Annotated in this window: 17 protein-coding genes; 11 read left to right on the forward strand and 6 right to left on the reverse strand. The window is 68.1% G+C overall.

Translation table 11 applies throughout. From position 1 onward, the window contains the following. Positions 1-28: 28 nt before the first annotated feature. From ABD768_RS39605 to ABD768_RS39615, 3 genes are read right to left on the reverse strand one after another with little or no spacing between them, the layout of a single operon-like run. The gene (locus tag ABD768_RS39605) at positions 29-3,709 is read right to left on the reverse strand and encodes a S8 family peptidase (protein WP_344849559.1); all 3,681 of its coding nucleotides are present in this window, start codon (positions 3,707-3,709) and stop codon (positions 29-31) included. A gap of 42 nt (positions 3,710-3,751) precedes the next feature. Next, positions 3,752-4,933 (reverse strand): glycosyltransferase 87 family protein, encoded by a 1,182-nt coding sequence (locus ABD768_RS39610; protein WP_344849561.1) that lies wholly within the window; start codon positions 4,931-4,933, stop codon positions 3,752-3,754. After that, the gene (locus ABD768_RS39615) at positions 4,930-6,120 is read right to left on the reverse strand and encodes a glycosyltransferase 87 family protein (protein WP_344849563.1); all 1,191 of its coding nucleotides are present in this window, start codon (positions 6,118-6,120) and stop codon (positions 4,930-4,932) included. The genes ABD768_RS39610 and ABD768_RS39615 overlap by 4 nt, the downstream gene beginning before the upstream one ends. A gap of 143 nt (positions 6,121-6,263) precedes the next feature. On the opposite strand from ABD768_RS39615, the gene ABD768_RS39620 reads away from it, so the two are divergent. The 4 genes from ABD768_RS39620 to ABD768_RS39635 all read left to right on the forward strand — a co-directional run bounded on the left by ABD768_RS39620 (position 6,264) and on the right by ABD768_RS39635 (position 11,429). Beyond that, a complete protein-coding gene (locus tag ABD768_RS39620) occupies positions 6,264-7,529 on the forward strand; it encodes a sensor histidine kinase (RefSeq protein ID WP_344849565.1) in 1,266 nt (421 codons plus the stop codon). Next, complete coding sequence (locus ABD768_RS39625; protein WP_344849567.1) at positions 7,526-9,394, forward strand: sensor histidine kinase; 1,869 nt, start codon at positions 7,526-7,528, stop codon at positions 9,392-9,394. Before ABD768_RS39620 ends, ABD768_RS39625 begins: the two co-directional genes overlap by 4 nt. Next, the gene (locus tag ABD768_RS39630) at positions 9,391-10,068 is read left to right on the forward strand and encodes a response regulator transcription factor (RefSeq protein ID WP_343974492.1); all 678 of its coding nucleotides are present in this window, start codon (positions 9,391-9,393) and stop codon (positions 10,066-10,068) included. Before ABD768_RS39625 ends, ABD768_RS39630 begins: the two co-directional genes overlap by 4 nt. An 89-nt stretch (positions 10,069-10,157) precedes the next feature. After that, on the forward strand, positions 10,158-11,429 hold the full coding sequence (locus ABD768_RS39635) for a hypothetical protein (RefSeq protein WP_344849569.1): 1,272 nt from the start codon (positions 10,158-10,160) through the stop codon (positions 11,427-11,429). A gap of 40 nt (positions 11,430-11,469) precedes the next feature. Here the strand turns inward: ABD768_RS39635 and ABD768_RS39640 are convergent, their stop codons facing one another. Further along, positions 11,470-14,532, reverse strand: coding sequence for a S8 family serine peptidase (locus ABD768_RS39640; protein WP_344849572.1), 3,063 nt, complete (start codon positions 14,530-14,532; stop codon positions 11,470-11,472). Between the two features lie 74 nt (positions 14,533-14,606). Between ABD768_RS39640 and ABD768_RS39645 the strand changes: the two genes are divergently transcribed. From ABD768_RS39645 to ABD768_RS39670, 6 genes are all read left to right on the forward strand, one after another. Next, the gene (locus tag ABD768_RS39645; protein WP_344849574.1) at positions 14,607-14,957 is read left to right on the forward strand and encodes a hypothetical protein; all 351 of its coding nucleotides are present in this window, start codon (positions 14,607-14,609) and stop codon (positions 14,955-14,957) included. Positions 14,958-14,960: 3 nt separating this feature from the next. After that, entirely contained in the window at positions 14,961-15,317 is a 357-nt protein-coding gene (locus ABD768_RS39650) for a hypothetical protein (protein WP_344849576.1), read from the forward strand. A 100-nt stretch (positions 15,318-15,417) separates the two neighbouring features. Continuing rightward, positions 15,418-18,000, forward strand: coding sequence for an ATP-dependent chaperone ClpB (clpB, locus tag ABD768_RS39655; protein WP_344849578.1), 2,583 nt, complete (start codon positions 15,418-15,420; stop codon positions 17,998-18,000). Positions 18,001-18,070: 70 nt separating this feature from the next. After that, positions 18,071-18,613, forward strand: coding sequence for a hypothetical protein (locus ABD768_RS39660; RefSeq protein ID WP_343974504.1), 543 nt, complete (start codon positions 18,071-18,073; stop codon positions 18,611-18,613). Continuing rightward, positions 18,613-18,966, forward strand: a complete 354-nt coding sequence (locus ABD768_RS39665; RefSeq protein ID WP_344849580.1) for an ArsC/Spx/MgsR family protein — start codon at positions 18,613-18,615, stop codon at positions 18,964-18,966. Before ABD768_RS39660 ends, ABD768_RS39665 begins: the two co-directional genes overlap by 1 nt. Before the next feature lie 594 nt (positions 18,967-19,560). Then, a complete protein-coding gene (locus ABD768_RS39670; protein WP_344849582.1) occupies positions 19,561-20,157 on the forward strand; it encodes a hypothetical protein in 597 nt (198 codons plus the stop codon). Positions 20,158-20,294: 137 nt separating this feature from the next. Here the strand turns inward: ABD768_RS39670 and ABD768_RS39675 are convergent, their stop codons facing one another. Then, the gene (locus ABD768_RS39675; protein ID WP_344849584.1) at positions 20,295-21,446 is read right to left on the reverse strand and encodes a pyridoxal phosphate-dependent aminotransferase; all 1,152 of its coding nucleotides are present in this window, start codon (positions 21,444-21,446) and stop codon (positions 20,295-20,297) included. Positions 21,447-21,501: 55 nt separating this feature from the next. After that, the gene (locus ABD768_RS39680; RefSeq protein WP_344849586.1) at positions 21,502-21,945 is read right to left on the reverse strand and encodes a MarR family winged helix-turn-helix transcriptional regulator; all 444 of its coding nucleotides are present in this window, start codon (positions 21,943-21,945) and stop codon (positions 21,502-21,504) included. Between the two features lie 118 nt (positions 21,946-22,063). On the opposite strand from ABD768_RS39680, the gene ABD768_RS39685 reads away from it, so the two are divergent. Continuing rightward, positions 22,064-23,653, forward strand: coding sequence for a DHA2 family efflux MFS transporter permease subunit (locus ABD768_RS39685; protein WP_344849588.1), 1,590 nt, complete (start codon positions 22,064-22,066; stop codon positions 23,651-23,653). The last annotated feature ends 38 nt before the right edge of the window (positions 23,654-23,691 follow it).

Genomic DNA, 23,691 nt, shown 5'->3' on the forward strand with positions numbered 1-23,691 from the left:
TCCCTGCACAAGGGACCGCCCTTCGCCGTCACCGGGTCAGCCCGTACGCCTTGGTGATCGTCTGCTGCAGCCGGCCGCCCGCGGCGTCGGTCGCGTCGAGCCTGAGGTCGACCGTGCCACCGGCGTGCGCGACAGGATGGTTGCTCGCGGCAACGTAACTGCCGGTTGGCGTTTTCGTCACGAGTACCGGTGTCCAGGTCTTGCCGTCGTAGGACTGCCACACCCTCACCCGGGTGAACGCAGCCGTCGGGGCGCCGGTCTGCTGGCGGAGGTTCAGCGTCATCTTCACCGCCGTGCCGACCCGCACCTGGCCGAAGGCGTTCGCCTGCGGCAGGTTGAGGTCCGCGAGCACGAGCGGCATCGCCTCCGCGGCACCTCCGCGCGACCTGAAGTCCCAGATCGACTGGACCCGGGGCGAGTACTTCGTCCACGTCCGCCTGGCGTCCAGGGTCAGCCGGTAGCTGCCCGGGGCCTCCGGTACCGGCCCATTGATGACCAGCTCATCCGCCTTCACCAGCGTCTTGCCGTCACGCTGCAGGGCCACCGCATAGGTTCCGTCCGGTATGCCACCCGGCTCTTCGTAGTGATCCGATCCCTGGGTGAAGCCCGCGAGACCGATCACCAGATTGCCGCCGGTTCGCTTGATCCCGGCGTCGGACGGCCACTTCGACGTCTTGGCCGGGAGACCCGAGTTGATCACCGGGCTGCCCCATCGGATCGACCGGCTCTCGCCTGCGCGGTAGCGATGTACGCCACTGCGCCAGAAGGCGGAGTTGTCGCCTTCAGCGGATTCGATTCGCTGCTCCCATTCACCGGCGGTCACATAGGCGATCCGATTGACCGGTCCGACCCCGAGCGGCCGGGTGTCGAGCCCGTGCGCCTCGCCCAGCGGGGTGTACCCCACCCGGGTCTCCGCCAGGCGTGTGGCCTTGGTCTGCGCGCCGTACGTCTCCCGGATCCGCGCCAGCTCGTCGACCTTGGCGGCATACCGGGGATCGGCTGGGATCCGGTCCGGCCAGGCCTTCAGGAGGTCGTAGACGATCGGGGAGGAGATGGTTCCGTCGAGGCGGACCACCTGGCCGGGCTTCTTGGCCAGCAGGTCGGCGACGGCGCGCGACGTACGGAGTACCGGAATCTTCACGCCCGTGGTGGTCAGCGCCGTCGGGTTGGTCGACAGTCCTGGCTCTGACGGGTTGTAGAACAGGACACCGGCGGCCTTGGCCTGTTGGGCTTCCAGCGCGAGCGCGTCCAGATCCGCGTCCTCCGGATCGGCGGCGATCAGCGCCAGCTTCCCGGCCGCGTGAGCCAGCTCTTTTACGACGACCAACTGCTTGCTTCCGGCAACCCGCGGCCCGCCCGGCAGTTCGCCGACCGGCAGGCTCGCGCGGCCGAGGAAGAGCTTGTACGCCGGTGTTTCCAGCCGCGTCCCGGCGCTGAACTCCAGCTTGCCGACCGATACCGGCCCTGTCGGTACTGCGAGAGTCCGCACCGGACCGCCACTGCTCGACACCTCCTCGAACCCACTCAGCTTCCCGAACCGGTCGAGCCGGTAGTACGCGAGCGTCGTCCGCCCGGCCGGCGGCTGGATCCTGCTGTCCAGCGAGACGCCCGCATCCACCGCCTTGCGGGCATCGAGCGTCAACTGCGTCGTCTTGGCGACCTTGACCTGCGGCAACGCGACGACGGTGAACGTGTCCGGCGCGGAGTCCGTCGCGGGCTGGAAGAAGGTGGACGAGACCGAGTACGTCCCTGGCGCGATCCGCATCCTGGCGATGCCGTTGAACATCTCCGGCCCGCCCAGACCGTCGAACGTGTCGACCAGCCCGCCATCGGGTCTGGTGACGAAGAGCAACTCGCCGTCGGCCGGCTTGCCGTTGCTGTAGTAGCCGTGCACCGTCACGTCGTACATCTCCGGCTCGAGGAACCACCCGTACGTCGTGACGAGCGGATCGCCCGTCGCCGGAGTCGCGATCACCCGCCCGGTGTGCCGCCCGACCTTGCCCTCGCCGGAATCGGTCGTCACCGTGACAGAGGCCTTGCCGCCGGCCGGTACTACGACCTGCGTCGCGCTCAACCTCGGAGGCTTTGCGGTGTCGCCTGCGTCGAGCGGGGTGGTCAGCTTGAGCGTCACGGCTGTCTTGGTCGAGTTCTGGTAGGTGAGGACTCGGCTGACGGGCTTGGGTGTCGGGTGTGGCCAGAGGGTGGTGCCGAACTCGAGCTCGCCGGTCTCGACGGTGACGCTGTTGTCCGTGGCCTGGTCGGCGTCCACGCGTCCGGCGCCTTCGTTGTCGACGGGGCCTTTGGGGAGCGGGTCGGCCGTGGAGATCAGGCGGGCTTTGAGGCGGGTGGCGTTCCAGTCCTTGTGCTGTTGGGCTAGGAGGGCGGCCGTGCCGGCGACGTGGGGTGAGGCCATCGAAGTACCGGTCAGGGAGGTGTAGTACTGGTCGACGGGAGAGCCGATGTCCGCGCCTGCTGCGAGCGGCGCCACGATGTCGGTGCCTGGGGCGCTGATGTCGGGCTTGGTCGCGCGGTCGGCGCGCGGGCCGTGGCAGGAGGTCTCCTCGAGTTCGCCGTTGCGCATCAGGTTGGCGACGGTCAGAGCCCGGGCGGCGGCGCCTGGTGCGGCGATCTGGTTCTTGCCTTCGCAGTTGCCGGCCGAGACGACGAAGAGGGCGCCGGACTTCTTGCTCAGCGCGTCGAGCGTGCGGGAGACCGGGTCGGTGCCGTTGCTCTCGTCCTGGGTCCCGAGGCTCATGTTGACGATGTCGGCGCCTTGCGCGACGGCCCATTCCATCCCGGCGATGATGGTCGACTCGCTGCCGTCGCCACCGTCGTCGAGGACTTTCCCGTTCAGGAGTGTGGCATCCGGTGCGACGCCGCGGTACTTGCCCTTGGATGCCGCGCCGCTACCGGCGATCGTGCCGGCGACGTGGGTGCCGTGGCCGTAGTGGTCGGTCACGTTGTCCGCGGCGGAGAAGTTCTTGGCCTTGAGGACTTTGCCGCGCAGGTCCGAGTGGGTTGCGTCGATGCCGGTGTCCAACACGGCAACCTTCACCCCCTTGCCGGTCAGCCCACGCTTCCACGCAGCCGGTACGCCGATCTGCGGCACACTCCAGTCGAGCGCCGCCGTCACCTTCCGATCCAACGAAACCCGGCGAACAGCACTCGTCCCGTCAACCGACTTCCAGAAGTCCCGAGCCGACCCTCTGCGCACCTTCTCCGCCCGAGCACCGAGCGAGGGCAACAACGTGCCTGCCCGCCGTGCCTTGGCCTGATCCCCGCTGTACTCCACGATCACCGGAATCGACGCCGACTTGCTGTCATCCCCCAACTCAGCCAGCAACGTCGTCACATCGAACAACCGCCGATCCAACCGCCCAGAAGCAATCGCTTCCCGAGCACCGGCTGGCACAGCAAACAAATGCCCACCCGCAGAACTAACCGACCCACTGCCCGCCCCCGGCAGAAACCTCACCCGTTCGGGCACCCCCGCCCGGACCTCCACGTCTACCCGATCGCCCGTAACCAAAGTCAACTGCCGATGCACACCCCCCGCCTGCGTCCCCACCTCCCACCCACCGGGCGGATCAGAGAGCGGGCCGGCAGCGGTGCGCTGAGCGGTGCCTGCTGTTGCGCCTGCGGCGGCGCCAACGCCTGCGGTCAGCAGTGCGGCGGACAGCAGCGCCGCCATCGGTTTGGTTGATCGCATGTGGAACTCCCCCGAGTTGTTGAGGGCGGGTGGGTCCCGCCTTCAGGACTGACGTTGGGGGATGGGGGTTGGTTCGTCTACTGGGAATCGGGGGCGGAAGGTGCCTGAAAGGGCAGCGGTTGCGAGGAAGGCAAGGGCTAGGACGGCGTAGCTGTCGCCTAGGAGTTGTTCTGGCCAGGACCAGTGGCGGCCTTCGGGGTCCAGGAGTTGGTGAGGGCCGATGGCGAAGACGATTGTTGCTGTGAGCATCCACCAGTGGCGGGTGCAGAGGAAGTATAGGGCCGCGGGGACTATCCAGACCCAGTGGTGGGACCAGCTGACGGGGGAGGAGAGTAGGCCCCAGGTGGCTATTGCGAGGAGGGCTAGGACGTCGTCGCCTGAGGTGCGGGCTCGACGGGCGACTACGGCGGCCAGTACGCCGGTTGCCGCGACCAGCCCGAACCATAGGAGTGAGCGAAGTACCCCGTCCGCCATCACGCGGCTCAGGAGCGCCTGGTAGTTCTGGTTGAAGGCGTAGGTTGCGCCGCCGATCCGGTCCGGGTCGAGTAGGACGCCGAACCAGTACTTCGCGGAGTCGGTCGGGGCGAGGGCGAATCCGAGCACGCCGACGCCGACGAAGGTCGCCATCGCGATGGCCGCCTCGCGGTACTGGCGGCGTACCAGGAAATAGACGACGAAGACGGCCGGCGTGAGCTTGATCGCCGCCGCGAGGCCGACGAGCGCGCCGCGGGGCCAGCGGGTCTGGGGCAGCAGGCAGTCCAGCGCCACCAGCGCCATCAGCATGAGGTTGATCTGGCCGAAGCCGATCGTCGACCGGATCGGCTCGAAGGCGAACGCCGCGACGGTAGCCGCCAAACCGAGGGTGATGGTGTGCTTGTTCCACCCCCGGAGCCGGTAGGCGATCACCAGCATGGTCGCTGTCAGGCCGGCCGCGCTGCCAACGCACATCGCCAGGTCGGCCAGCGGCATCGGCAGCAGATGCAACGGGACGAAGAGCACAGCTGCGATCGGCGGATAGGTGAAGGGGAGCGCGACCCAGGGGACGAGCTGCCCGAATCCTTCCGAGTAGAGGCTGATGTCGTGCAGGTACGCGTAGCCGCCGGTCCGGTAGACATTCAGATCGACGTTGCCCGACCAGCTGAAGTAGAGCAACGGGGTGAGGATGACGGCCAGCACCAGGAGTTGCAGGCGCCGGCGCAGCAGGCCGTCGTACAGCGTCCTCATACGAGCTCTTTCTGGTTGGACGTGGTGAGCAGACCCGTTACCAGCAAGGCGATTGCGGCGATCGCGTACGAGTTGCCGACCAGCGCCTGCGGGAAGGTGTGGTGGAACTCCTGGTCATGCGCCCACGGCGCCAACCACGGCAGTCCGATCAAGAACACGACGGTCCAGGCGCCAGCGAACACCCTCATCGCCGTACTACGAGCAGCCCACGACCACACCATGGCGACGGCCGGGAGGGCCCAGACCCAGTGGTTCGACCAGGAGATCGGCGAGACGAGCAACCCGGTGAATCCGGTCGCCACCACCGCGTCCAGCGGCCGGCCGGCGGCGTACAGGCGACGGGCGATCAGCAGTCCGGCGGTACCGATGATCATTGCACCGAGCAACCAAAGTGGAGCGGTCATGGTCGAGCCCTGGGTGATCCGGGCGATCGCGCCACGGATCGACTGGTTGCTGATGTAGTGCGCTGGGCCCGGGCGGCCCGGGTCGAAGATGTAGCGGGTCCAGAAGTCCACTGTCGGGCCGGGCATCACCAGGTAGCCGAGCAGCAGGGTGCCGGCGGTAGCGGCTGTGGCGACGGCTGCCTCACGGAAGCGCTTGGTGACCAGCAGGAACACGATGAAGATGCCGGGCGTCAACTTGATGCCGGTGGCAACGCCGACCAGTACGCCGCGGAACCGCCGCGGCGTGTAGCCGAGCAGATCGACCAGCAGCAGGGCCAGTAGGACCAGGTTGATCTGCCCCATCCCGAAGGTCGACCGCACCGGCTCGAGCAGCAGGCCCAGTGCCGCGAAGCTCAGCCCGGCGACGAGGGCGCGGTCCCGGGACCAGAGCGGCCGGACCGTACGGACGGTGACGAAGGCGATCGTCAGCAGCGAGACGGCCGACAGCATGGTCATCAGCAGCCGGGCGAAGTGCTCGCCGATCGCCAGCGGAACCATGATCATCGCCGCGAACGGTGGATACGTGAAGCCGAGGCCCATCCCCGGGTACTTGTGGTGGATCGTGTAGATGTCCTCGCCGTCGGCGAAGCCCTTGGCTGCCGCGTAGTACACGCGCAGGTCGGACATCGACGACGACGGGGGCCAGAGCGCCACACAGAGGGCGACGACGGCGATCGCCGCCAAGGCGAAGTAGGGCAGCAGATTCCGGGTCTTCACCGGCTCGAGAACGGGACTTGTGGTCATGTTCTCGAGCCTCGCGGCCGGACCCCACCCGCCACATCGCCGTCAAGAGCCTTCCTTGCTCACTGCAACGGATGACCGATCGCAACAGACCATCACTCCAAAGAGTGACGGCGCAGCCCCCTGTCAAGTCGCAGAATGAACAGGTGAGTGGACCCTCCCTGCCCTCGATCCGGCGATTCCTGACCGACCCGGCCAACCGGCTCTGGCTGGACGGGCTGCTGGCGGGCGCCCTGGTCGCGGCGATGGTCTACGACATCACCGCGAACCGGAGCCAGGGGACGCACTGGGCCTGGGCCGGAGCCCGGCCCGAGCTGCTGCTCTTCGCTTGCGCTGCTCCCGCGTCGCTGACCCTGCGCCGAGTGGCCCCGGAGATCCCCAGCGTGATCCTCGGCTTCACCGGCCTGCTCATCTATCCGGTGACTCAGACCCACTGGGTGCTGACGCCTGCCCTCGCGGTGGCGCTCTACTCGCTCGGCGTCTGGCGCTCCTGGCCACGATCGCTGGCGGTGGCGGCAAGCGGTCTCGTCGCCCTTCCGGTGGTGGGCCGGCTGGTCGCGGGCAGGCCGATCGCCCGGCTGGTCACCGACGTCGGCAGTGTCGAAGGAGACGAGCCGTGGGCGCTCAGGGCGTGGCCGGTCTGGTTGTCGGCGCTGATGCTCGCCGTCTGGGCAGTGGGTCTGCTGGTGCGGATGGGCCGGGAGAACCGGCTGGCCGCGGTCCGGGAGTCCGAGCTGCTCAAGCAGAACCAGGAACACGAGCAGGTCCAGGTACTCCTGGAAGGCCGGTCACAGATCGCGCGTGACCTGCACGATGTGGTCGCCCATCACGTGAACCTGATCGTGATCCAGGCCGAGACCGGGCCTGACCTGGTCCAGCGTGAGCAAGGCGACGTACTGCAGGGGTTCCAGCGCATCGGCGACGCCGGCCGCAAGGCGTTGGGGGAGCTGGACCGGATGCTGTCGGCGCTGCGCGACGCGCACGGCGTACCGGATCCGTCGCTCACGCCCCAGCCGGGTCTGAAGGAACTGCGGGCGTTGACCGACGGTCTGTCCGAGCAGGGCCTGCCCGTCTCCTTGGAGATGCACGGTGAGACCGACCGGGTCCCCGACGGCGCGCAGCTCACGGCGTACCGGCTGGTGCAGGAGGCGCTGACCAATGTGGTCAAGCACGCGCGGGCGTGCGCCGTACAGGTGCTGGTCGAGGTGAGCGCCACCGGTATCGGGGTGCGGATCACCGATGACGGGCAGGGCTTCGATCCGGACAGCCCGGCCGACGGCCGGCACGGCCTGGTCGGGATGGGCGAACGGGTTCGGGTCCACGGCGGCACTCTCACGATCAACTCCCACCCAGGCATCGGTACGACGATCAGCGCCCTGCTCCCGTACTCCGAAGAACAGGCGAACGGATGAACACCCGGCTCAGAGCCTTCCTGGCGAGCACCCAGTTCGACATCGCGCTGGCGGTGATCGGCCTGGCGATCACGCAGGTGCAGCTGATCAAGGTGAATGGGGGATGGACCCACGCGTCGCTGGCGGTTCAGCTGTTCATGGCGGTCGCTCCGGCGCTGATCGCCATTCGGCGGGTCGATCCGGTGCTGGCATCGGTGGGGCTGCTGATCGGTACTTTTTGCTCGGTGGTGGTCGGGGACATCGACTTCGTCATCCTGGCCGGAACCGCGCTCGCCCTTTGGTCGTTGGCCTCGCGATGCCGACTCGTCACGGCGCTGGTGGCCGGGGCAGTGATCACCGCCTTGCCGATCGGGGCCAAGGTCAGCTGGCCCTTCATCGCGAACTGGCTGTTTCCGGCGATCTACGACGGTGCGGTTGACTACTCCAGCCTGCCGGACGCCTCGGATTCCTATCCGGGGGGCTACAGCCGGATCCTGTCGATGGAGTGGCCGGTCTGGCTCTCGGCCGCGCTCTTCGCGGTGTGCGTGCTGGGCGTGGTCTACCGGCTCGTCCGTCAGCGCGTGGTGGTCGAGCGAGGTGCCCGGGGACGCCTCGATGACCTCCGTGCCTTCGTACCTGCCACGGTCGCTCTCGATGCGGTCCTGGCCATGGCGGCGGCGTCCCTGATCCTGCTCGACCTCGGCAGGGACCTTGGCAAAGGGCTGTGGTGGAGCGCGCCCGGCTGGATGACTTACGGCATCGCGTTCTCGGCTCTGACGCTGGTACTTCGGCGTAAGTGGCCGGTCGTGCCAGTGGTGGTGCTCGCGATCGGCGCCCTGCTGGCGTACTGGCAGACGTCGTTCAGCTGGAGCATCGTCGGGGCGCTCGCGGTCGCCCTGTACTCGCTGGCCTCCAACCGACGGCTTCGGCTGTCGTTGCCCGTGGCAACCGCTGTGCTGGGGGCGCTGCCGGTCGTCGCCGAGCTGATCCGGTACTCGCAGATGAAGCTCGTCTTCCCCAAGCTGAAGGGGTATCTGGACTGGGACGGCTTCACCGGCCGGGAGCGGAACTTCCCGTACGAGATCATGGTCGATCACCAGTGGCCGGTCTTGCTGTCGGCCGCGTTGGCGCTGGCTGTCGCTGCCGGCGTACTGGCCAGGCTCTATCGGCGGAACCGGGCAGCCGCGGCGCGTGAGGCCGAGCTGGAGCGGCGGAGCGAGGAGCAGGATGCGGCGCAGGTCGTGCTCACCGAGCGGTCGAACATCGCGCGGGATCTCCATGACGTGGTGGCGCACGCGGTCAACCTGATGGTGATCCAGGCGGAGACCGGGCCGGATCTGTTGCGGCGTGGGGATCGGGACGTGCTGGAGGGGTTCCAGCGGATCGGCGACACCGGGCGGCGGGCACTCGGCGAGTTGGACCGGTTGTTGTCGGCGTTGCGGGATGCTGACGGGGTGCCGGATCCACAGCTGGCGCCGCAGCCCGGGCTGGCGGAGCTCAGGCAGCTGGTGCGGGACGTGTCGCATGACCGGCTCGCGGTCGAGTTGGAGCTGGACGGTGATCCCGAGGTGCCGCCGGTGGGGCACCAGCTCACGGCGTACCGGCTGGTGCAGGAAGCGTTGACCAATGTGGCCAAGCATGCCGAGGCGACGGGAGCGAAGGTGGCGGTGAAGATCAGCACCGAGGGGATTGCCGTCACGGTGACGGACGACGGGCGTGGGTTCGATCTCGCGGCGGCGCGCAAGGGCAGCCGCCATGGGCTCCCCGGTATGCGCGAGCGGGTCCGCATCCACCATGGGACCCTCGACATCCACACGTCTCCAGGCGCCGGTACCACCGTCGAAGCCTGGCTCCCGGTCGCCGCGAAGGCGGAGGTGGGTCGGTGAGCGACGGGGGTGCGCCGATCAAGGTGATGGTGGTGGACGACCAGGATCTGGTGCGGGACGGGATCGCGATGATCCTGGACGGTCAGCCGGATATCGAGGTGGTGGCGCAGGCCGTCGACGGCGCGGACGCGATCCGCAAGGCGGCCGCGGTGCTCGACCTCGGCGTCGTACTGATGGACGTCCGTATGCCCGTGATGGACGGCATCGAGGCGACCCGCCGCCTGGCCGCCACGGTGAACGCGCCACGAGTCCTGATCCTGACCACCTTCGACCTCGACGAGTACGTGTACGACGCGCTGCGGGCCGGCGCCAGCGGCTTCCTGCTCAAGCGCTCGTCCCGCGACGAGCTGATCAACGCCGTCCGGGTGATCGCGGCCGGCGACGCGCTGCTCGCGCCACCGGTGACCCGCCGCCTGATCGACCGCTTCGCCGACAACAGCCTCGACCCGTCCGTCGCCGCGCGGCTCGACGTGCTCACCGCCCGCGAACGCGAGGTCCTCATCTTGGTTGCCAAGGGCAACTCCAACGCGGAGATCGCGGCCGGACTGCACCTGACCGAACACACGGTCAAGACCCACGTCAGCCGGATGCTCGCGAAGACCGGCCTGCGCGACCGGGTCCAGGCCGTCATCCTCGCCTACGACGCCGGCCTGGTGACGGCGGGCCAACGGTGAATGTCAGGCGTTGACGGCCGGGGCAAAACTCCGGAAAGATAACTGCGACGCCGCTGCAGCCAGCGCACCCCGTGAAGAACGAGGATCGCATGCGAAAGCTAGCCGCAGTACCTGCACTTGCCCTGTCCGCCGCCCTCCTGACAGCACCGGCAACCGCGCACGCCACGACCAGCGCCGCCACCTACTACGTCGACTCGTCCGCCGGCAGCGACTCAGCCGCCGGCACCAGTACTGCGACCGCCTGGCGCAGTCTGGCCAAGGTCAACGGATTCGCCTTCCAGCCCGGCGACCAGATCAACTTCAAGCGGGGCGGGTCCTGGACCGGCACCCTCACCCTGTCGCGATCGGGGACCGCCGCGAGCCCGATCGTCGTCGGCGCCTACGGCAGCGGCAACCTGCCGGTCGTCGGCGGCCCGGTCACCGACTGCGTGAAGATCACCGGCTCGTACTGGTTCGTCGGCGACCTGCGCGCGAGCAACTGCGAGTGGGCCGGCTTCGAGCTGTTCGGCGACCACATCGTGATGGACACCGTCCAGGCCGACGCCAACGCCGCCGGGATCTCGATCGTCGACGGCTCGGACGGCAACATCGTCCGGTGGAGCACGATCAAGGACAACACCAAGATGAGCGTGCTGACACCGAAGGACGTGGACCCCGACGACGACGCCGGGGCGTTCGGCTTCCTGGTGCACGGCAACGACAACCTGATCAGCCGCAACGTGATCGCCGGCCAGTACGCGTTCAGCTACGACTACGGCTTCGACGGGGCCGCGGTCGAGATCTTCAACGGCAACGACAACCGGATCGAGTACAACACCACCGCCGACAACGAGACCTTCACCGAGCTCGGCCGCAACGGCACCGGCAAGACCGCGGACGGCAACGTGTTCGGCTACAACAGCGTCACCTCCACCAAGGCACAAGGCGGCTTCCTGGTCACCCGCGGCGCGGCCAGCGACATCGGCCCGGTGCGTGGCACGGTGGCCCGGAACAACTCCGTCTACCTGCCCAACGGCGACGGCTTCAGCTGCGACGAGGGCTGTGGCGCGGGGATCCTCAAGCTGAGCGGCAACATCATCAAGGTCGGCAAGAAGGTCGGGTACGAGGACGCGTTCGACACCGGCAATCCGGCCGACAGCGCGGACGAGGACCGCGGTGTCTACTCCGGAAACCAGTACCAGTTCACGCTCGGTCCGAACTCGGTGAAGGCGGACCCGCTCTTCACCAGCGCCACCAACTTGCGCCCCAAGGCGGGCAGCCCGGCCATCGGACGCGGTGAGAGTTCCGACTTCGCGTTCGACCTCGCGGGCAAGCCCTTGGCCGGTATCGAGCACTTGGACGCCGGCGCCTACCAGTCCTGAAGAAAGTCGAGGGGGTGGTTTCAGCCACCCCCTCGACCGGCTACTTCAGCCCGTAGGCCTTGGTGATCTGCTGCTCCAGCTTGCCGCCGGCCGAGTCGCCGACGCTCAGTCGCAGCGACGGCGCCTTGCCTGCCTGAGCGGCTGGGTGCGTCACGGTCGTCCGGTACTTGCGGTCAGCAACCTTCGTCAGCGGCAGCGTGGTCCAGTGCGTACCGTCGTACGACAACTCCAGCTTCGCCTCGGTGAATTTCGCCTTCGAGCTGGAGCCGGCCTGGTGCCGCAGGCCGAGGGTGATCGTCGTCGGCTTGCCCACCTTGACCTGGTTGAGGTCGTCCGCCTGCGGCACATCGACATCCGCCAGCACGAGCGGCATCACCTCCTCGTCGCTACCGCTCGACCTGAACGACCAGACCGACTTCACCTGCGTCGAGTACAGCCAGAACGCCGCCTCCCGCTTGGCGTCGAGGCTGATCTTGTACTCCGCCGCGTCCGCGGGCACCTCAGCCCAGAGCCCCGGCTGGTCGGAGGAGGCGACCTCCTCGCCGTTGCGCTGGAGCGTGGTCGCGAACTCGCCGAGCCCGCCGAACGTGTCGCCGAACTCGAACGGCCCGCGCCGGAACGGGCTGAGGGAGACGCCCAGACCGTTGTCGGCCCTGCTCACGAAGGCGTACGGCGTCGTCGCCGCGGGCAGGCCGCTGTTCTCCACCGGCGCGATCCAGCGCTCGGTGGTGTGAGTCCCGGCCCGGTAGGTCCTGTCGGGTGTCTGGACTCCGGCGCCGTCGCCGTTGTTGTTGACGACGAGACTGCTGTTCCACTTGAGGCCGTTGGCGAGCACGTACGACGTACGGCGTACCGGTGTGGGCATGACCGGGAGCAGCCAGCTGCCGAATCCGCCGCCCAGCGGGGTGGTCGACGTGCGGATCTCCGACGTCTCGGTGCCCGCGACGTGCGCGCCGAAGATGTCGTCGACCCGGGCCAGCTGGTTCGGCTTCAGGACGAGCTGGGCGCCTGCCGGGACCTGATTCGCCCAGGCTTTCGCGTAGTCGTAGACGACCGGGGTCGCGGTCACGCCGGTGAGTTTGATGGACACCGGCCCCTTCTTCAGCCGGTCGATCAGTTGCTGGGCCTCCACGCGCGACGTGCGAGCGGCCGGGATCGTCGCTACGGGGCCGTCGCCGGTCGCCCAGTAGGCGAAGACACCGTCGATGCCTGGGTAGTCCGGGTTGTAGAGCAGCGTCGCGGCGGCGCCGGCATCCTCGGCCAGCTTCACCAGCACGCCGTTCCAGCGCGGGTCGGTGTCGGTCGACTTGATCAGGACGAGTTTGCCCTTGGCGCCGGCCAGCTCACCCGGGTTCGCCGCGCCACCGTCGTACAGGTCCAGGGTTTTGGTGCCGGTGAAGCGCGGGCCGACGTAGAAGTCGAGGGCGGTGATCGCCTTGCCGCCAACGACTTTGGCCCGGTACGGCGGAACCTCCAGCCGGCCGCCGGTCGAGAACTCACTCCGGCCGATCGTCGCCTTCGCCGTCGGAGTCACCGCGAGGAGGCGGGGCGCGCCGGTGAACGAGATGCCGTTGCCGCCAGCGAGGTTGCCGTCGGAACCGTTGCGCAGGTAGGAGAGTCCGGCCTCCCGGAAAGTCAGGTCCGGGCGGCCCTGTGCCCTGGTCTGGACGGGCTTCGTCTTGCGCGCGTCGAGCGTGACGGTGGTGTCCTTGGTGACGGTCGTTTCCGGGCCGACGACCAGGTCGAACCGCTGCAGGCCGGTCTCGGGCCACGGACCGATGAAGGTGCTCGTCACCTCGTACTTGCTCGGTGGCACCCGGACCGTGACCGTGCCGTCCTGCATCGCGACGCCGAACGGGCCGAAGTCGATCGGTTCGCCGTCGAGCCGGGCGATGTTCAGCAACGTGTTGGCCGGGCTCCCGTCGTGGTTGATGCCCTTGATGGTGAGGTCGTAGAGCTCGGGCTCGGCGTACCAGCCGATGGTCGTCACGATCGGGTCCGCGCCGGCCGCGGTCGCTGTGACCCGACCCGAGAAAGTGCCCGTGCCGGCCGCCGCGCGATCGGCGGTGACGGTCACCTTCGCGTCACCACCCGCCGGTACTACGAGTTGGCTCGCGCTGAGCTTCGGGGCCGCCTTGGCCGGGTCGAGGTCGGCGGCGAGGTCGAGTGTGACCGGAGAACTGCCGGGGTTGTGGTACGTCAGCTCGTGGCTGACCGGGTCGCTCGCGGGGTAGGGCCAGCGCAGTACGCCGAGCTCCAGCTCGCCCGTGCCGACCGTGACGCTGTCGTCGGTGGCCTGGTCGGCGTCGACGCGGCCGGCGCCTTGCTCGTCGACCCGGCTGCCGGGCTGCGGGTCGGCCGTCGAGATCAGGCGGGCCTTGAGTCGCGCGGCCTTCCAGGTCGGGTGGGCCTGCGCGACGAGAGCTGCCGTGCCGGCGACGTGAGGGCTGGCCATCGACGTACCGGACAGTGTTGTGTAGTTGTCGTCGACCGGGTCACCGAGGCTGGTACCGGCGGCGCGTGCCGCGACGATGCCGGTGCCTGGTGCGGAAATCTCCGGCTTGAGGGCGCCGTCGCCCTTGCGCGGGCCGCGGCAGGACGAATCGTTCAGCTCGCCCGTGCGAGTCAGGTTGCCGACGGCGAGGGCGTCGTCGGCGGCGGCCGGTGTGCTGACCGTGAACGGTTGCGGCCAGAAGCAGTTGCCTGCGGCGATGACGAAGAGGGCGCCGGTGGATCGGCTCATCTGGTTGACGGCCTGGGACAGGTCGTCGGTGCCGTCGCTGGCATCGCCGCCGAGGCTCATGTTGACGACGGATGCGCCCTGGGCAGTGGCCCACTCCATACCGGCGATGATGTCGGAGAAGTCGCCGTTCCCGTCGTCGTCCAGGACCTTGCCGACGAGCAGGCTGGCTTCGGGGGCGACGCCCTTGTACTTCCCGCCGGATGCAGCGCCATTGCCGGCGGTGATGCTGGCGACGTGGGTGCCGTGGCCGTTGTGGTCGACCGCGTCCGGCGTACGGGTGAAGTTCCTGGCCTCGGCGATCCGGCCGGCCACGTCCGGATGGGTCGGGTCGATGCCGGTGTCGAGGATCGCGACCTTCACCCCCTTGCCGGTCAGGCCGCGTTGCCAGGCGGCGGGGGCGCCGATCTGGGGGGACGCTCTGGTCGAGGTTGGCGGTGACCTTGCGGTCCAGCGAGATGTGCTGGACGGTGCCGGCGACCCGGTCGGACTTGCCCGGGGTGAGGGAGCGCCAGAAGTCGGCGGCCTTGGTCTTGGTGATCGCGGCGGCGTTGGCGCCGAGGCTGGTGAGTGCGCGGGTTCTGGCTGAGCCGGGGATCGCGGCCTTCGCCTTGGTGAGGGCGGCGGGTCCGGAGTACCGGATGATGACGGGCATCGTCTTGCTGTGCGCGTCGTCGCGGTGCTCGGCGATCAGGGTGGTGACGTCGAACAAGGTGCGGTCGAGGCGACCGGCCACGACGTCGGCGGAGGCTGCGGAGGGTACGACGTACGTGTGGCCGTTGGAGTAGCTGGTGACGGCTGAGTCGGAGCGGCTGCCGCTGACCGGCTCGAAGACGATCTCGTCCGGCTTGCCGGGGCGGGTGGTGACCCGGACGCGGTCGCCGGTGATCAGGGTCACGGTGGCGCTCGCCTGTTGCTTGGCGGGGTGGCTGGGCTTGGCGGGCTGGCTGGGTGGCGCTGATTCGGCGGGCAGGGGTGCCGCGGAGAGCAGGAGCGCGGCCCCCAGCAAGGGCGGGATCCAGCGATGGCTGGGCAAGACGGACCTCCAGTGGGCAGAAGCTGCGTTCTGTGAGGAAGACCCGACTGAGCGTCCGGTGGTTCTCGTTTCGAGGTTCCTCGAAGGGTCGGGCGGCCCGGGAGTTCCCTGAGTTTTCCCCAGGATTCGACAGAGTTGAGCGGAATGGACTCAAGTTTGGATAAGTTGTCTCTAGTAGGACCTGTAACTGAGCTTTGAAAGGCTGGAACCAGATGGACGTTCAGCGGTTGACGACGCTGGCCCGGGAAACCCTGTCGGTCGCGATCCGTCAGACGTCTGCGGCCGGCAACCCGACCGTGGAACCGATTCACCTGCTGTCGGCACTGCTCGCGCAGCCCGAGGGGACCACTGTCGGTCTGCTCGAGGCCGCCGGCGGTGACCTCGACGCGGTACGCCGCCGCACGGCGGAGGCGATGAGCCGCTTGCCCAAGGCGAGCGGTGGCAGCATGCAGGCGCCGAGCCTGTCGCCGAAGACGAGCGACGTGCTCAACCAGGCTGAGCAGCGGGCGCTGGGGCTGGGGGACGAGTTCGTCTCCACCGAGCACCTGCTGATCTCGCTGGCCACCGTCGAAGGGGTCGCGCAGACCGCGCTGGGCGTGACTGCGGATGCCTTGCTGCAGGCGTTCGACAAGATGCGCGGCAACCGGCGGATCACCTCGCCGGAGGCCGAGGGCACGACGAAGACGCTGGAGAAGTACGGCGTCGACCTGACCGAGCGGGCTCGCGACGGCAAGCTCGACCCGGTGATCGGGCGCGACTCGGAGATCCGGCGCGTGGTGCAGGTGCTGTCCCGGCGTACGAAGAACAACCCGGTGCTGATCGGTGAGCCCGGCGTCGGCAAGACGGCCGTGGTCGAGGGACTGGCCCAGCGCATCGTCGCGGGTGACGTTCCCGAATCGCTGCGCGGGCGGCGGTTGATCAGCCTGGATCTGGGGGCGATGGTCGCCGGAGCGAAGTACCGGGGTGAGTTCGAGGAGCGGCTGAAGGCCGTGCTGACCGAGATCAAGGAGTCGGACGGCCAGGTCATCACGTTCATCGACGAGCTGCACACGGTCGTCGGCGCGGGCGCGTCCGGCGAGGGCGCGATGGACGCCGGCAACATGCTGAAGCCGATGCTGGCGCGCGGTGAGCTGCGGATGATCGGCGCCACCACGCTGGACGAGTACCGGACCCGGATCGAGAAGGACCCGGCGCTGGAGCGACGGTTCCAGCAGGTGTTCGTGGGTGAGCCGTCGGTCGAGGACTCGATCGCGATCCTGCGCGGGCTGAAGGAGCGGTACGAGGCGCACCACAAGGTCGCCATCTCCGACTCCGCGCTGGTGGCCGCGGCGACGCTGTCCAACCGGTACATCACCGGCCGGCAGCTGCCCGACAAGGCGATCGACCTGGTCGACGAGGCTGCTTCCCGGCTGCGGATGGAGATCGACTCGTCGCCGGTCGAGATCGACTCGCTGCGGCGTACCGTCGATCGGTTGAAGATGGAGGAGCTCGCGCTGTCGCGCGAGGAGGACGCTTCGTCGCAGGACCGGCTGGCCCGGCTGCGTGCGGACCTCGCGGATCGCGAGGAGGAGCTGCGTGCGCTCGAGGCTCGCTGGGAGAAGGAGAAGTCCGGGCTGAACCGGGTCGGCGAGATCAAGGAGCGGATCGACGAGCTCCGCGGTCAGGCCGAGCGGGCTCAGCGTGACGGCGAGCTGGCGCGTGCCTCCGAGATTCTGTACGGCGAGATTCCCGAGCTGACCAAGGAGCTGGAGGCGGCCGCCGCGGAGCCTGAGGTTCTGGACGGGCCGGACGCGATGGTCAACGAGGAGGTCGGGCCGACCGAGATCGCCGAGGTGATCGCGATGTGGACCGGCATCCCGACCGGCCGGCTGCTCGAGGGCGAGACCGGCAAGCTGCTCCGGATGGAGGACGAGCTCGGCCGGCGGCTGATCGGCCAGCGTGAGGCGGTCAAGGCCGTCAGCGACGCTGTGCGGCGGGCGCGGGCGGGCATCTCCGACCCGGACCGGCCGACGGGGTCGTTCCTGTTCCTCGGGCCGACGGGTGTCGGTAAGACGGAGCTGGCGAAGGCGCTGGCGGACTTCCTCTTCGACGACGAGCGCGCGATGGTGCGGATCGACATGTCGGAGTACGGGGAGAAGCACAGCGTGTCGCGGCTGGTCGGCGCACCGCCTGGTTATGTCGGGTACGAGGAAGGCGGCCAGCTGACCGAGGCGGTCCGGCGGCGTCCGTACTCCGTGATCCTGCTCGACGAGGTGGAGAAGGCGCATCCCGAGGTCTTCGACATCCTGCTGCAGGTGCTCGACGACGGGCGGCTGACCGACGGCCAGGGCCGGACGGTCGACTTCCGCAACGTCATCCTGGTGCTGACCAGCAACCTGGGGTCGGCGTACCTGGCGGACATGTCGATCGAGGACTCGGTCAAGCGCGACCAGGTGATGAACGTGGTCCGGCAGGCGTTCAAGCCGGAGTTCATCAACCGGCTCGACGAGATCGTCCTGTTCGACGCGCTCGGCTCGGAGGAACTGACCAAGATCGTCGGCCTCCAGATCGTCGCCCTGCAGAAGCGGCTGTCCGACCGGCGGATCACGTTGGACGTCGGCGAGGACGCGATGGAATGGCTGGCCATGACCGGCTACGACCCGGTCTACGGTGCTCGTCCTCTCCGCCGCCTGGTCCAATCAGCCATCGGCGACGAACTGGCCCGAGGCCTGCTCTCCGGCACCATCCGAGACGGCGACACAGTCCACGTCCGCCTCAGCGAGGCCAAGGACACCCTGGAGGTCACCGCCGCCTGACCTCCGCCCGAAACCACCCCGTGCCTGTTGGGTGCGGGGTGGTTTTGGCTTTGTCTGCGAGGATCAAGGGGTGAGCGATCAGTACGGCGGTGACGATCGGCCGGGCCCCTACCAAGGCGCCTTCGGCTCGCCCGGCCAGCAACCGCCCTTTGGCGGACAGCCCGGTTCCGGTCCCGGCCCTGGCCCGTACGGCGGGGCCTTCGGCCAGAACCCGTACTCCTCGGTCCCCGGGCGGGAGGCGGTACCGCCGAAGCAGGTGAAGATCGCCGCTGCGATCTCCCTGGCCCTCGGCGTACTCTGCGTCCTCCTCGGCCTCTTCATGCTCACCTCAGCCGGCACCGAGATCGCCAAAACCCTCACCGGCGACCCGTCGGCCAAAGGCGTAGTAGTCGCCGCCGTCCTGATCAGCAGCGCCCTCTACCTGCTCCCAGCCTTCTTCCTCCGCCACCGCCGCCGCTGGGCCCGCACCCTGCTGATCGTGGTCGCCGCCCTGGGCATAGCTGGCGGCCTCACCGCCCTACCAGCATCGATCCTCGGCGTAGCCCTCCACGCCACCCTGCTCTACCTGATGCTCCAAGAACCCACCAAGCGCTGGTTCCAAGGCCCCCGCTGATGGAAATCTGGATCAACCCGGCTTGCTCCAAATGCCAAGCCGCCACCACCGCTCTAGACGAAGCCGGCGCCACGTACACAGTCCGCCGCTACCTGGACGACCCACCCACGGCAGAAGAACTAGAAGCAGTCCTAACCCGCCTGAACCTAGCTCCCTGGCACGTAGCTCGTATGAACGAACCAGCCGCCAAAGCCGTCGCCGCCCTGCCCAAGGACGAGGCTCACCGCCCCCATTGGATCGCCGCCCTGATCGCCAACCCGATCCTGATCCAACGCCCCATCCTCACCACAGACGACGGCACCACAGCCATAGCCCGGGACCCAGAAACCCTCACCCGTCTCCTAGGTCCCTAACGCGCGAAAGCTGGGCCCCACCGTCCGGAGGGAATCCCAGCCTCACTTCCCACCAAGGAACCCGTGGCGAGCTGCCACAACCCTTGCACACAAGGCGATCGCGCACCAAGCCACCGGCGAATCTGCCCCACCCTGCCCCAGTCAGCACACAAGGCCGGGTCCACTCCTCCGAGCGGTGGACCCAGCCTTGTGTGCCGCGAGCACCAGAGCCCGTCGTCCGGCGGGAGTCTGGCTTCACTTCTCCGCAAGGAGCCCTAGGGAGCTGGCAACAGCCTTACACACAAGGCGAATCGCCTGCCACCCATCCAAGCGATCTGCCCCGATCTGCCCGACTCCAACGGCCAGAAAGCCGCAAGGGCTGGGTCCGCCCCTCCCGAGGGGTGCCCAGCCCTTGCCGACCGCGACCACCAGGGCCCACCGTCCGGAGGGAATCCTGGCTTCACTTCTCCACGAGGAGCCCCCGGGAGCTAGGTAAAGCCTTACATACAAGGCGATCGGTGTGCCATCGAGTAAGACGATCTGCCCCAAGGCTGCCCCATCCTGCCCACCGAGTGGCTCCCCCCAACGTCGGCTCAGACACTGCATCATCCCCAGATGCTCAGCAACCATTCGCCTGCTTCCGCTCTCTCCGCCTGGATCGACGAGTCGATCATCGTCGGCAAGGATCATCCGGGTGCCTACGCTCTAGCGTCGGTGATCACCGACGTATCCGCCGTGGATGACCTTCGCGATACCTTCCGGGCCTTGAGAGAAAAGAAGGTCGTCCGTCTCCACTGGGTTGCCGAATCGACGAAGCGACGCGACCTGATCACTCACACCATCGCCGAGTTGGACCTCGTCTCGGTCGTGGCCCTTGGTAAACCCGTTCACCGGCAAAAGCAGGAGCGCGCCCGACGATGCTGTATGGAATGCGTGCTGCATGAGCTTGAGGGCTACGGCGTCACTAGTGCCCGGCTCGAATCGCGCGCGCCCGCGCAGGATCGGCACGATGTGAGGCTGGTCGACAGTGCGCGAGAGAAGGGACTGATCTCGCGCGACTTGCTGGTCGACTTCGCTCGGCCGACTCATGAACCGATGCTCTGGTTGCCTGACGCGGTCGCCGGTGCGGTGACAGCAGCAGAGTTGGGAGAGCCGCGATGGCTACTCATGCTCTCCGAGTCGATTGACATTCGGCAGGTGAAGGTGCGCTAGAAGCGCGAAAGCTGGGCCCCTTCATCCGGAGGGAATCCCAGCTTCACTTCTCCACATGGAGCCCAAGGGAGCTGAGACAAGTCTTGCACAGGGGTGAGTGGGGTGTCACGTTTATTGGTGGGGCAGGTTGGGGCAGATCAGAGTTTGGTTAGGCGGGATAGGGCTTCCTCGAGGACTTCGGGTTTTTTGCAGAAGGCCCAGCGGACCAGGGGGCGGCCGGCTTCGGTGTTGTCGTAGAAGACTTGCGTCGGGATGGCTACTACGCCGGTGCGTTCGGGGAGCATGCGGCAGAACTCGATGCCGTCGGTGTGGCCGAGGGGGCGGATGTCGGTGGTGACGAAGTACGTTCCTTGCGGCCGGTGGACGCCGAAGCCCAGTGATTGCAGGCCGTCGCAGAGCAGGTCGCGCTTGGCTTGCATGGTCGAGCGCAGGGTGTCGAAGTAGTCGTTGCCGAGGGCAAGCGCTCCGGCGACGGCCGGCTGGAACGGGGCGCCGGAGACGTAGGTGAGGAACTGCTTGGCGGTGTTCACGGCGGTGACCACTTCCGGCGTACCGGTGACCCAGCCGATCTTCCAGCCGGTGACCGAGAAGGTCTTGCCCGCGCTGCCGATCGAGATGGTGCGGTCGGCCATTCCGTCGTACGCCGTGAGCGGCCGGTGCTGCAATCCGTCGAAGACCAGGTGCTCGTAGACCTCGTCGGTGATGACGACCAGGTCGTGCTCGACCGCGATCGACGCGATGCCGCGCAACTCGGTGTCGTCGAGGACCGTACCGGTCGGGTTGTGCGGCGAGTTGATCAGCAGCACCTTGGTACGCGGGGTGACCGCGGCCCGGAGTTCGTCGAGATCGAGCCGGAAGTCGGGTGCTCGCAAGGTGACCGGTACGCGACGTCCGCCGGCCATCGCGATGCAGGCGGCGTACGAGTCGTAGTACGGCTCGAGTGCGATCACCTCGTCGCCTGGCTCGACGTACGCGAGCAACGCGGCCGCAATCGCCTCGGTCGCCCCGGTGGTGACGAGCACCTGCGTATCCGGGTCATACTTCAGCCCGTAGAACCGCGACTGATGCTCCACGATCGCCTGCCGCAACGCCGGAATCCCACGTCCCGGCGGGTATTGGTTCGCCCCGCCGCGGATAGCAGCGATCGCATCCTCCAGCAACGAATCCGGCCCGTCGGTATCCGGAAACCCCTGCCCCAGATTGACCGACCCAGTCCGCACCGCCAACGCCGACATCTCCGCGAAGATCGTCGTCCCCAGCCCCTGCAACCGCCCAGCCTGTCCACGCATGTCTCTGACCCTAACCCGGCCCACCGGCTCTCGGCGGAAGCATCCGCACGGCGGGCTACGGCTCGTCGATGGGGACTTCGGGGTTGACCATTCGGGTCAGCCAGGCTCGGGCTGCGGCTCGGTCGGTGGGGGTTAGGGCGGACTCGAGGTTTTCTTCTACGGCTCGGACTTTGGGGGTTGCTTCGGCTAGGCGGGAGTGGCCGGATTCGGTCAGGTAGATCTGGTGGGTGCGGCGGTCTGCCGGGTTGGGGCGGCGTTCCAGGAGGCCGGAGCGTTCCATGCCGGTGATCAGCTCGTTGGCTGATTGGCGGGCGGTGCCTACCTTGCGGCCTACCTCGGCGATGGTTTGGCCGGGGTTTTCGCGGAGGACGAGCAGGGTGCCGTACTGCTGGACGGAGAGGTCGTGCTCGGCCAGGGCGACGGCTACGGCGGAGCGCATGCTCAGCCAGGCGTGGCGGACCAGGAAGGTGACGCACATGCCTTCATCGACAGACTCCATGTCGCCATTCTGCCGCGCGCACCGCGGCCACCGAGAGTTCGCCCGAAGAGATTGACAGGTTCCTGTCGAGTCATGCAGACTCGATCACGTCAGGACCCTGTCAATTGTAGGAGCCACCGTGCATCCTGTCGATCCTCGGCGGCAACGCCGGATTCTCTCGATTCTTGTTGTGTCCGCGATCCTGATCTGGATCGATTCGACCGTGCTCGGCATCGCGCTGGAGCGGCTCGCCGATCCGGTCGACGGGCTCGGCGCCACCCCGGGGCAGCTGCAGTGGGCGCTCGGGATCTACTCCCTCTTCTTCGCCACCGCGCTCTTCGCGGCCGGTGCGCTCGGCGACCGCTTCGGTCATCGGACCGTGCTGATGTCCGGTATGGCCGTGTTCGGCGCCTCATCGGCGTGGGCTGCCTGGGCCGACGGCCCCGTCTCGCTGATCCTCGCCCGCGCGTTGATGGGCATCGGTGGCGCGATGATCATGCCAACCTCGATGGCCATCATCGGCTGGGTCTTCCCGCCCGAACGCCGGGCCGGCGCGATCGCCGCCTGGTCCGCGTCCGCCGGCATCGGGGTCGCCGTGGGGCCGGTGCTCGGCGGGCTGCTGATCGACCACTTCTGGTGGGGCTCGGTCTTCCTGATCAACCTGCCGATCGTCGCCGCCGGCCTGGTCGGCGCCGCGCTCGTCGTACCGAATCCGCGCAGCCCGCAGCGTCGCCGGTTCGACCCGCTCGGCCTCGGGTTGTCGACGTTCGGGCTGCTCGGGGTGACGTACGGGCTGATCGAAGGCGGTCAGAGTGGCGGCTGGGGTCGCTGGCAGGTCTGGGGCAGCATCGCGGCCGGCGTACTGCTGATCACGGCTTTCCTGTACTCCGAACTGAAGGAAGCCCACCCGAGCTTCGACCCCCGCCTGTTCCGCAATCGGCAGTTCGCCGCGGGCAATGTGGGGATGGCTACCCTCTTCCTCACGATCACCGGGCAGAGCTTCTACCTCACCTTCTATTTGCAAGGCGCTCGCGGATTGACGGCTCTGCATGCCGGCCTGCTCTCCCTGCCGGGCGCGACAGGCGTCGTCATCGGATCGGCTCTGGGTGCCCGGCTGGCGCGGCGGTTCAGCGTCGCCGCGGTCTCCGGTACGGCGCTAGCCGTCTTCGCCGGATGCCACGCGCTCAACCTGACCTTCTCGGTCGGCACCTCGCTGATTTGGTTCTGCTTCGTCGGTGGTGTGGCCGGGATCGCGATCGGTACTGCGGTAGCGCCCACCAGCGCCGCCATCCTGTCGACCCTCCCGATGGAACGGATCGGCGCGGGGTCGGCCGTCAACAACGCGATTCGCCAAGTCGGCAGCGTGCTCGGGATCGCGGTCCTCGGCACGATCGTGTCGAACGTCTACCAGCATTCGATCGCCCCGTCGCTGGCCGGACTGCCGGACGCCGCCCGTGAGGCCGCATCTGGGTCGGCCGAAGCGACCCGGCGTACGGCGGCAGCAATCGGTCGCCCCGAGCTGGTAGGCCAGGCGAACGACTCATTCATCCACTCGATGCACGTCGCGGCGTTGTCAGCCGCCGGGTTCGCGCTCTTCGGCGCGATCGCATTGATCCTCGCCTTCCGCGCAAAGACAACGTCGGCTCAGGCGCCTGCGGCGCCTGACCCGGCGGAGGTAGAAGGAGCGGCCGCAGCTGTGGTGGGGGTGACCGTGGAGCGAGCCGGATAGGCACCAGGGCTGCGTGGGCTGGATGACAGGCCGGCCGG

The organism is Kribbella ginsengisoli, from assembly GCF_039537185.1.
Classification (GTDB): Bacteria; Actinomycetota; Actinomycetes; order Propionibacteriales; family Kribbellaceae; genus Kribbella; species Kribbella koreensis.

Bases quoted from the DNA above. Each gene is read 5' to 3' on its own strand.
- ABD768_RS39625 (WP_344849567.1), top strand. From the start codon at position 7,526: ATGAACACCCGGCTCAGAGCCTTCCTGGCGAGCACCCAGTTCGACATC.
- ABD768_RS39615 (WP_344849563.1), bottom strand. From the start codon at position 6,120: ATGACCACAAGTCCCGTTCTCGAGCCGGTGAAGACCCGGAATCTGCTG.
- ABD768_RS39680 (WP_344849586.1), bottom strand. From the start codon at position 21,945: ATGGAGTCTGTCGATGAAGGCATGTGCGTCACCTTCCTGGTCCGCCAC.
- clpB (WP_344849578.1), top strand. From the start codon at position 15,418: ATGGACGTTCAGCGGTTGACGACGCTGGCCCGGGAAACCCTGTCGGTC.
- ABD768_RS39675 (WP_344849584.1), bottom strand. From the start codon at position 21,446: ATGCGTGGACAGGCTGGGCGGTTGCAGGGGCTGGGGACGACGATCTTC.
- ABD768_RS39605 (WP_344849559.1), bottom strand. From the start codon at position 3,709: ATGCGATCAACCAAACCGATGGCGGCGCTGCTGTCCGCCGCACTGCTG.
- ABD768_RS39610 (WP_344849561.1), bottom strand. From the start codon at position 4,933: ATGAGGACGCTGTACGACGGCCTGCTGCGCCGGCGCCTGCAACTCCTG.
- ABD768_RS39670 (WP_344849582.1), top strand. From the start codon at position 19,561: ATGCTCAGCAACCATTCGCCTGCTTCCGCTCTCTCCGCCTGGATCGAC.
- ABD768_RS39635 (WP_344849569.1), top strand. From the start codon at position 10,158: ATGCGAAAGCTAGCCGCAGTACCTGCACTTGCCCTGTCCGCCGCCCTC.
- ABD768_RS39665 (WP_344849580.1), top strand. From the start codon at position 18,613: ATGGAAATCTGGATCAACCCGGCTTGCTCCAAATGCCAAGCCGCCACC.